Here is a 7,322-nt window from a genome sequence, read left to right on the forward strand (position 1 = left end):
TCGTCAGGCAGTGAGCCGGATCCTCCGCGGAGGATCCGGCTCACTGCCTGACGAACCGGGCCGAGCGGGTCAGCGCTGCCGCTCGGGCTCCGCGTAGGTGCGGAAGTCCGAGGCGGTCTCCGGCCAGTTGGCCCGCTGCCAGCTCCGCAGTTCCGGGTACGTCGCGTGGGCGGGCACGACCACCAGGCGCTCGTCGAACCACCGGGTCAGGAACTCGCGCCGGCTGCGCACCTCCTCCCGGGTGCGCCCGCTCAGCATGACCTGCCCGACCCCCTGGGTGGTGTCCTGCACCGTGTCCCCCGTCCGGAAGCCGTACGGGAGGTCCAGCCGCACGTGCTCGACACCGGGCAGGGCCCGGATCTGCTCCAGTGAGGGATAGCCGACCAGGACGCCGGGCCGGTTGGCGAGGAAGAGGGTGCTGACGCTCTCCGGACGGACGGTCGGCTCGATCGTCGGCTCGATCCCCTCCGCGCACCGGATGGCGGCTTCGCCCAGGTCCACGCCGAACTTGAACGCCACCGCTTCGGAGATCAGCCCGCCGCCGGTGCGGGCGGCGCACTCGCCGAACACGAGCCCGCCGGTGTCGGGCCGGCGGAACAGCTCCATGTGGAACACCCCGCGCCGCAGGCCGAGGGCCCGCAGCGCCTCCGTCACGACCGGCCGCGCCAGGGCGAAGGCGTCCGCGTCCTCGGTCGGGTCGAAGCGTTCCAGCTGGAGCACCCGGTTGGCGTCGACGGCGGTCAGGCACGGCTCCGCGTAGGTGCCCACGCTGAGGAACCGGAGTTCGCCGTCGAAGACCACGCCGTCCGCCATCCACTCCTCGCCCGGCGTGAACTCCTCCAGGACGAAGGTGCGTTGCGGAACGCCCCGGCGCCGGTACTCGGCGCAGGTGTCGATCAGCTCGGCCAGTCCCCGGACGACCGAGGTGTTCCGGGTGCCCGCCCCGGCGATGGGCTTGAGCACCGCCTTGTCGAAGTCCGCGAGGGCGGACGGATCCAGGTGGTGGATGTCCTCGATGACCTGCGAGGCGCCGACGTCCAGGCCGGCCGCCGCGACGGCCCGCTTCTGCAGCCACTTGTCCCGGAAGTTCGGGGCGATGTCCGCGGCCACGGCCGTCGGGAGGTCCAGGACCCGGGCGAGTGCCGCGACGGTGACCAGGGCCTCCTCGTCGGAGGTCTGGAGGAAGCGGAACTCCCGCTCGGCGGCGCCGGTCCGGCGCAGGGCGAGGAGGACGCTCTCGATGCTCGTCGGGTCCTCGGCGAAGATCCCCACGGCCCCGTCCGGGAGCTTCAGGTAGCCCCAGTCCGCCAGGTGCGGGCCGTGCACCACGTACGGCGTGATGCCGTTCCGGAGGCAGGCGCGCATCGCGTACGGGTCCGTGCCGACGATCAGGGCCGAGGGCTGGTCCTGGGGCAAGGGTTCTCCTTCGTTGTGGGGCTGAGGGGGCGGCGGTCCGCGGGCGGACCGGGAAGACGGGTGGGACGGCAGGTCTAGAGGTCGGCGATCCGCCACACCCCGATCGACTTGTCGGCGAAGCGGTGCTCGACCCGCGTGCCGTCCTCCTCGGTGACGTAGACCTCGGTGCACTGCTCGTCGAGCACCCGGAAGGGCTCGGGCAGCAGGAAGGGGGCCCGCCGGAGGTTGAGCGGACGCCAGCCGCCCGCTTCGGTGGCGGCCTCGTTCCCGGCCCGCCCGGTGAAGGTGGTCGTCGCCAGGTAGGTCGAGCCGCTGCGTCGGATGTTGTCCAGCGCGCGGTGGACGTCGTCGTCTCCGAGGTGCACCAGGCAGTCGCGGGAGAACACCAGGTCGGCCTCCGGCAGCGGGTCGCGGGTGAGGTCGAGGACCCGGAACTCGCGGTCGGCGCGGGCGAAGCGCGCCCGGTTGCGCTCGACCACCGCGGGGACGATGTCGGCACCGGTGTAGCGGTCGACGCCCAGGTCGACCCTGGACATCCAGAAGAAGTCCCCGCACGGCGCGTCGAGCAGGCTCCGGACGCCGAGTCCGGCGAGCAGGGAGGGCAGTTCGGCACGCAGCGCGGCCGTCTGGGCCAGGTTCGACCCGAGGCCGGAGCGGGATTCGTCGTCGTCGGCCCCGCTGTCCTCGGTCAGGGTCCAGGCCCCGCTGGCGTAGATCCGGGCGAAGGTCTCCTGGAGCGGCACGCGCGGTGGCCCGTCGGCTTCCGGTGCCGCCACGGAACCGAGCGTGTCCTGCTGCCGGGTGTCGTCGGTCATTGGTCCTCCTTGGTCGTACGGACGGATGCCGGCACTGCTGCCGAAGCCTGTTGCGGACGGTCCGCCCCCGCCGCGGCCTGCGGCTCGGACGGCAGGGTGCGGACCCCCGGGACGGCCAGCACGACGCCCGCGGCCGCGGCGACCAGGCAGGCCGCGCCCAGGAAGACGGCGCCGCTGCCGACCCGGTCCGCGATCGGGGCGGCGACCGCCAGGCCGAGCGGGAGGAAGACGAACGAGCCGAAGGCGTCGTAGGACATCACCCGGGACATCGACTCCTCCGGCACGTGCTTCTGCAGTGCCGTGAGGAAGGTGACGTCGTTGAGGCTCATGCAGAGGCCGGTGACGAACATCGCGCCGGCGGTGACGGCGACCGGCGCGGCGCAGGCCAGCGCGACCAGGGACGGCACGATCCCCAGGGTGAACAGCACCGCGGCCCGCAGGGGCCGGCGGGGCCGCAGCCGGATGGCCAGCAGGCTGCCCGCCACGAAGCCGACCGCCTGCGCGGTGAGGACGGCGGCCCATCCGGAGGCGCCGCCGAGGTGCGCCTCGGCCTCGACCGGTCCCAGCACGATGAAGCCGGCGCCGATGCACACGTTCACCAGCGCGAGTTGCGCCACCGCCGCCCACAGCCAGGTCCGTTCGGTGAACTCCCGCCACCCGTGCCTGAGTTGGGAGAAGATCCCTTCCTCCGTGGGCGACGGCTGGTCCGCCGTGCCGGTCAGCCGGACTCCGGCGAGGAGCACCGCGGACACCAGGAACGTCGCCGCGTCCACCACCAGTGCCCAGCCGGCGCCGAGCAGGACGACCAGCACGCCCGCGAGCGCCGCGCCGCCGATGCTGCCCGCGTTCATCGACAGCTGGACCAGCGCGTTGGCGGACTGGATCTTCTCGGCGGGCACGAGCCGCACCGTGACGCTCCGGGACGCCGGGGTGAACAGCGCGCTGGCGGCGCCGCTGACCATCGACAGGACGACCAGGCCCGCCAGGGAGTCCGTCCCGGTCAGCACCAGGACCGCGACCGCTCCCTGGGCGAGACCCGCGGTCAGGTCCGCCCCGACCATGACCCGGTGCCGCGGCAGCCGGTCGGCCAGGACACCGCCGTACAGCAGGAACGCGACCTGGGCGGCGATCCGGGCGGCGGCGACGATCCCGAGGGTCGAACCCGAGCCGTCCGGCATTCCGAGGACGGCGAAGGCGAGCGCCACCGGTGCGATGGCGTCACCCAGCAGGGAGACGGACCGGGCGGAGAACAGGAGCAGGAAGGAGCGGTCTCGGAGGATGGAGAGGTCGGCGCGCACACAAGGCCTTTCACGTTCTGGCCCGACGGGATCGAGCTGGTCGGGGAGCCGTCACACCGCGGTCCGGTCCGGGTGTTCGGGGGACGGTGCCGAGAGGCGGGCGCGGGTGGCGGCGAGCCGCTCCAGCGGCACCGGGTCGGCCTTCCAGGGGCGGTGGAGGTGGTCCCCGGCCGCCCGGGGCACCAGGTGGACGTGCAGGTGGAACACGTCCTGCCAGCCCGCGTCCCGGTTCGCCTGGAACAGCGTCAGGCCGTCCGGCGCCAGCACGTCCCGGATCCGCCCGGCCATCAGGTGGACGGTGGCCATCACGGCGGCGGCGTCCTCCGGGGTGATCTCCCAGAGGTCGGCGGCGTGGCGCTTGGGGATCACCAGGGTGTGCCCGTCCATGACCGCGGTGATGTCGAGGAAGGCGATGGTCCGTTCATCCTCGTGGACGACGGCGGCGGGCAGCCGGCCCCCGACGATGGCGCAGAACACGCAGTCCGCGGACCGCGGGCCGTCGCCCCGGTCCCGCTCCGGCCCGCCGGTGGGCGCAGGGGCCGCGGTGGTCGGCCGGGGCGTCATCGCGCGACCCGGCGGGAGAGTTCGGCCAGTTCGCCGGCGGTCCGCGACAGCGGGAAGCGCCCGCTGTTGACCAGGCCGGCCGCGGCCAGGTCGTCCAGCCGCTCCGGCGAGCGGAGGAACTCCTCGATGCGGCCCCGGAGCGCGGTGAAGTCCCCGAAGTCGACCGGGAGCGCGGAGCGGCCGAGCACCTCGGTCAGGCCCGGCACGGGCTGGTAGGCGACCGGCAGGCCGCACGCCTGCGCCTCGATGGTCACCAGCCCGAACGCCTCCAGCCGGAGCGAGGGGACGATCAGGAGGTCGTGTCCGCCGAACGCGCGCCACAGGTCCTCCCGGGACAGCCAGCCGAGGCGGCGCACCCGCGACAGGTCGGAGCGTGCGGCCAGGGCCGCGAACTCCGCCGGGGGAGCGGCCACGGAGAGCTCCACCCCGGGGAGCGAGGCCACCGCCGAGATCAGGCCGGAGGTGGCCTTCTCGGCGGTGAGCCGACCCGCGTAGAGCACCCGCAGGACGCCCGCTTCCCGCTCCGCGCGGTGCCCCGCCGCCCCGGTGGGCCGGCCGGCCAGCAGCCGGTCGGGGACGCCCCAGGGGATGTGGACGATCCGGTCCGACGGGACCGGGGCGATCCGGCGCAGCCGGTCCGCCATCGCCCCGGTGGGGACGACGATCGCGTCGGCCGATGCCGCGGTCTCCCGCAGGACGGCGGCCTGGGTCGGGTGGTCCTCGGCGAACAGCAGGTCGGTGCCGTGCACCAGCGCGATGCTCGGCCGGTCGGGAAAGACCTGCTGCAGGGCGGCCGTCGCGCCGAAGGCCAGGTGCTGGAGGTGCAGCACGTCGTGGTCGGCGGTGGGGTACCTGTCCCGGACGGCGGCGCCGAGCCGGTCCACGTAGGCCCAGAACGCCGGCCCCGACACCGTCTTGCCCGGCACCGTGAGCAGGGCCGGTGAACCGGAGGTGTCGGGCGCCGGCCGGTCCTCCGGGGCGAGCATGAAGACGTCGGCGGGGATGAGCGGTTCCGGCCCGCCGTACAGGTCGCGCAGCAGCTCGACGCTGCCGCCGGGGCTGTCCGGGGGGAGGTCGATCCCGGTGAGGACGTTCACGCGAGCTCCTCGTACAGTCGCGACGTGTCGATGCCGCTGGTCCGGGTGTACTTCCGGCCCATGTTCTGGTAACTGGCCTCCGCGCCGAGGGTCTTGAGAAAGATGATCTTCCCGAAGGTCATCCCGGGGTAGATCCGCACCGGGCGCACGACGCGGATCTCGAGCGTCCACCGGATGGCGTGGCCGACGTGGCCGAGCGGTGCCGAGACGTGCACCCAGATGCCCAGCGCGCCCACCGTGCGGTCACCGTTGATCATCTGCGCGAAACGCTCGGAATGGGTGCGCTCGTGGGTGACCCCGAGGTAGAGCCTGCCCGGCAGCAGCACCATGCCGTCCGGCGGGATGGTGCGCTCCTCGAACTCCGTGGAATGCGCCGCGTCGAGTTCGGACTCGCACACCCGGATGGTGTCGCCGAGTCGCCAGTCGTAGGCGTTCGGGGAAATCCTTCGGGGGTCGAACGGCTCTATGACGATGTCACCGGAGTCGATCGACCTGGCTATTTCCGCCCGGGTGAGGATCACGGCTGCCCCAACTTGTCCCGCCAGTAGCGCGATTCCTGCGGTCCGACCGCGCCCTGGTACTTCCCGGAATAGGGCTCGATATCGCCGAGCGTGTCGAAGAACATGATCTGCCCGATCTTCATCCCGGGATACACCCGCAGCGGTCGGACCGCGGACAGCATGAGGGTCCACTGGCCGTGGAAGCCGATGTCCCCGATCGGGGCGGTGATCTCCACGAAGAGCCCGAGCCGGCCGACCGAGGAGCGCCCGAAGAGCAGCGGCACGAAGACGTCGGATCCGACCTCCTCCACGGTGTGCCCCAGGTAGAGCTGGTCGGGCTCCAGCACGAAGCCGCTGGAGTCGATCTTGGTGGCGTCGGTCCGGTTGGGCCGGTACGCGTCGATGACGCTGTCCGTGTAGGTGATCAGCGTCTCCCCGAGGCAGACGTTGTAGCTGTTCGGGTTCACCTGGTCCCGGTTGAACGGGGATATGGAAATCCTGCCGTCGCGGGCGGATTCAACGATTTCTGGTCCCGTCAGGATCACAGGAGGCTCCCACTCTTCCGGCCTGCCGGACAAAACGGCGGGCGCGCACCGACGAGGCTTTTACGGGTCGTTTTCCAGGACGTTTGCCAGCTCGTCCGAGCATGCTCCATACTCATCCCCCATGAAACACGTCATAGCCCTTGATGTGGGCGGTACCGGAATCAAGTCCGCCCTGATCGGAAGCGGCGGAGAATTACTTCACCAGGCCCGCCGGGAAACCCCTCGCGAACGCGGCACCGACACCGTCGTGGAATCGGTGCTCGAGGCGGCCGCCGAAATGCGCGCCCACGGCGAGCGCCGCTTCGGCCGGCCCGCGGCCGCGGTGGGCGTCGCCGTGCCCGGCATCGTCGACGTCGGCACGGGCACCGTCGTGTTCGCGGCCAACCTCGGTTGGCACGACCTCCCGCTCGGCGCGCTGCTGGCCGACCGCCTGGGCGGCGTGCCGGTCGCCTTCGGCCACGACGTCCGCACCGGAGGACTCGCCGAGCAGCGGATCGGCGCCGGCCGGGGTGCCGAACAGTTCCTCTTCCTGGCCATCGGCACCGGCATCGCGGGCGCGATCGCCCTCGGCGGACGGATCGAGGCGGGCGCCCACGGCGCCGGCGGCGAGATCGGCCACATCGTGGTCCGGCCCGGAGGCGCCGCCTGCCCCTGCGGCCGGCGCGGCTGTCTGGAGCAGTACGCGTCGGCCTCGGCCGTCGGACGGGCCTGGGCCGCGGCCTCGGGCCGGCCCGCCGCCGACGCGGCGGACTGCGTCCGGGCGCTGGAGGCCGGCGACAGCCGCGCCCGGACGGTCTGGGACGACGCCCTGGCCGCGCTCGCCGACGGTCTCGTCACCTGCCTCACCCTGCTCGACCCGGGCACCGTGATCATCGGAGGCGGGCTGGCCGAGGCCGGGGACACCCTGTTCGAACCGCTGCGCGCGGCGGTCGGGAAGCGGCTCGCCTTCGAGCGGATGCCGGAGATCGTGCCGGCGGCACTCGGGGAGACGGCGGGCTGCCTCGGCGCCGGCCTGCTGGCCTGGGACCTCCTCGGCGGCTGACGTCCTTCGCCCCCCGCCGTCGGCCCGCCGCTCCCGCAGCGGGCC

At 73.0% G+C, this 7,322-nt stretch carries 8 protein-coding genes; 1 reads left to right on the forward strand and 7 read right to left on the reverse strand.

Going from position 1 to position 7,322, the window contains the following annotated elements; translation table 11 throughout:
* Nucleotides 1-69 precede the first annotated feature (69 nt).
* The 7 genes from ACFU7Z_RS32880 to dcd all read right to left on the reverse strand — a co-directional run bounded on the left by ACFU7Z_RS32880 (nucleotide 70) and on the right by dcd (nucleotide 6,235).
* Nucleotides 70-1,416 (reverse strand): hypothetical protein, encoded by a 1,347-nt coding sequence (locus ACFU7Z_RS32880; protein ID WP_380781548.1) that lies wholly within the window; start codon nucleotides 1,414-1,416, stop codon nucleotides 70-72.
* Nucleotides 1,417-1,490: 74 nt separating this feature from the next.
* Nucleotides 1,491-2,231 carry a class I SAM-dependent methyltransferase gene (locus tag ACFU7Z_RS32885; protein ID WP_380781550.1) on the reverse strand — a complete coding sequence of 247 codons (741 nt, stop codon included), beginning with the start codon at nucleotides 2,229-2,231 and terminating at the stop codon, nucleotides 1,491-1,493.
* A complete protein-coding gene (locus tag ACFU7Z_RS32890; RefSeq protein WP_380781552.1) occupies nucleotides 2,228-3,529 on the reverse strand; it encodes an MFS transporter in 1,302 nt (433 codons plus the stop codon). The genes ACFU7Z_RS32885 and ACFU7Z_RS32890 overlap by 4 nt, the downstream gene beginning before the upstream one ends.
* A gap of 51 nt (nucleotides 3,530-3,580) precedes the next feature.
* Nucleotides 3,581-4,093 carry an HIT family protein gene (locus tag ACFU7Z_RS32895; protein WP_380781554.1) on the reverse strand — a complete coding sequence of 171 codons (513 nt, stop codon included), beginning with the start codon at nucleotides 4,091-4,093 and terminating at the stop codon, nucleotides 3,581-3,583.
* Nucleotides 4,090-5,190 carry a glycosyltransferase family 4 protein gene (locus ACFU7Z_RS32900; protein WP_380781556.1) on the reverse strand — a complete coding sequence of 367 codons (1,101 nt, stop codon included), beginning with the start codon at nucleotides 5,188-5,190 and terminating at the stop codon, nucleotides 4,090-4,092. Before ACFU7Z_RS32900 ends, ACFU7Z_RS32895 begins: the two co-directional genes overlap by 4 nt.
* The gene (locus ACFU7Z_RS32905) at nucleotides 5,187-5,711 is read right to left on the reverse strand and encodes a deoxycytidine triphosphate deaminase (protein WP_380781558.1); all 525 of its coding nucleotides are present in this window, start codon (nucleotides 5,709-5,711) and stop codon (nucleotides 5,187-5,189) included. Before ACFU7Z_RS32905 ends, ACFU7Z_RS32900 begins: the two co-directional genes overlap by 4 nt.
* Entirely contained in the window at nucleotides 5,708-6,235 is a 528-nt protein-coding gene (gene dcd, locus ACFU7Z_RS32910; RefSeq protein ID WP_049649174.1) for a dCTP deaminase, read from the reverse strand. Before dcd ends, ACFU7Z_RS32905 begins: the two co-directional genes overlap by 4 nt.
* 121 nt (nucleotides 6,236-6,356) lie before the next feature.
* Here dcd and ACFU7Z_RS32915 point away from each other — a divergent pair, with 121 nt between their 5' ends.
* On the forward strand, nucleotides 6,357-7,277 hold the full coding sequence (locus ACFU7Z_RS32915; RefSeq protein ID WP_380781560.1) for an ROK family protein: 921 nt from the start codon (nucleotides 6,357-6,359) through the stop codon (nucleotides 7,275-7,277).
* Nucleotides 7,278-7,322 lie beyond the last annotated feature (45 nt).

Source organism: Kitasatospora sp. NPDC057518 (assembly GCF_042802075.1).
In the GTDB taxonomy this organism is placed as follows: domain Bacteria; phylum Actinomycetota; class Actinomycetes; order Streptomycetales; family Streptomycetaceae; genus Kitasatospora.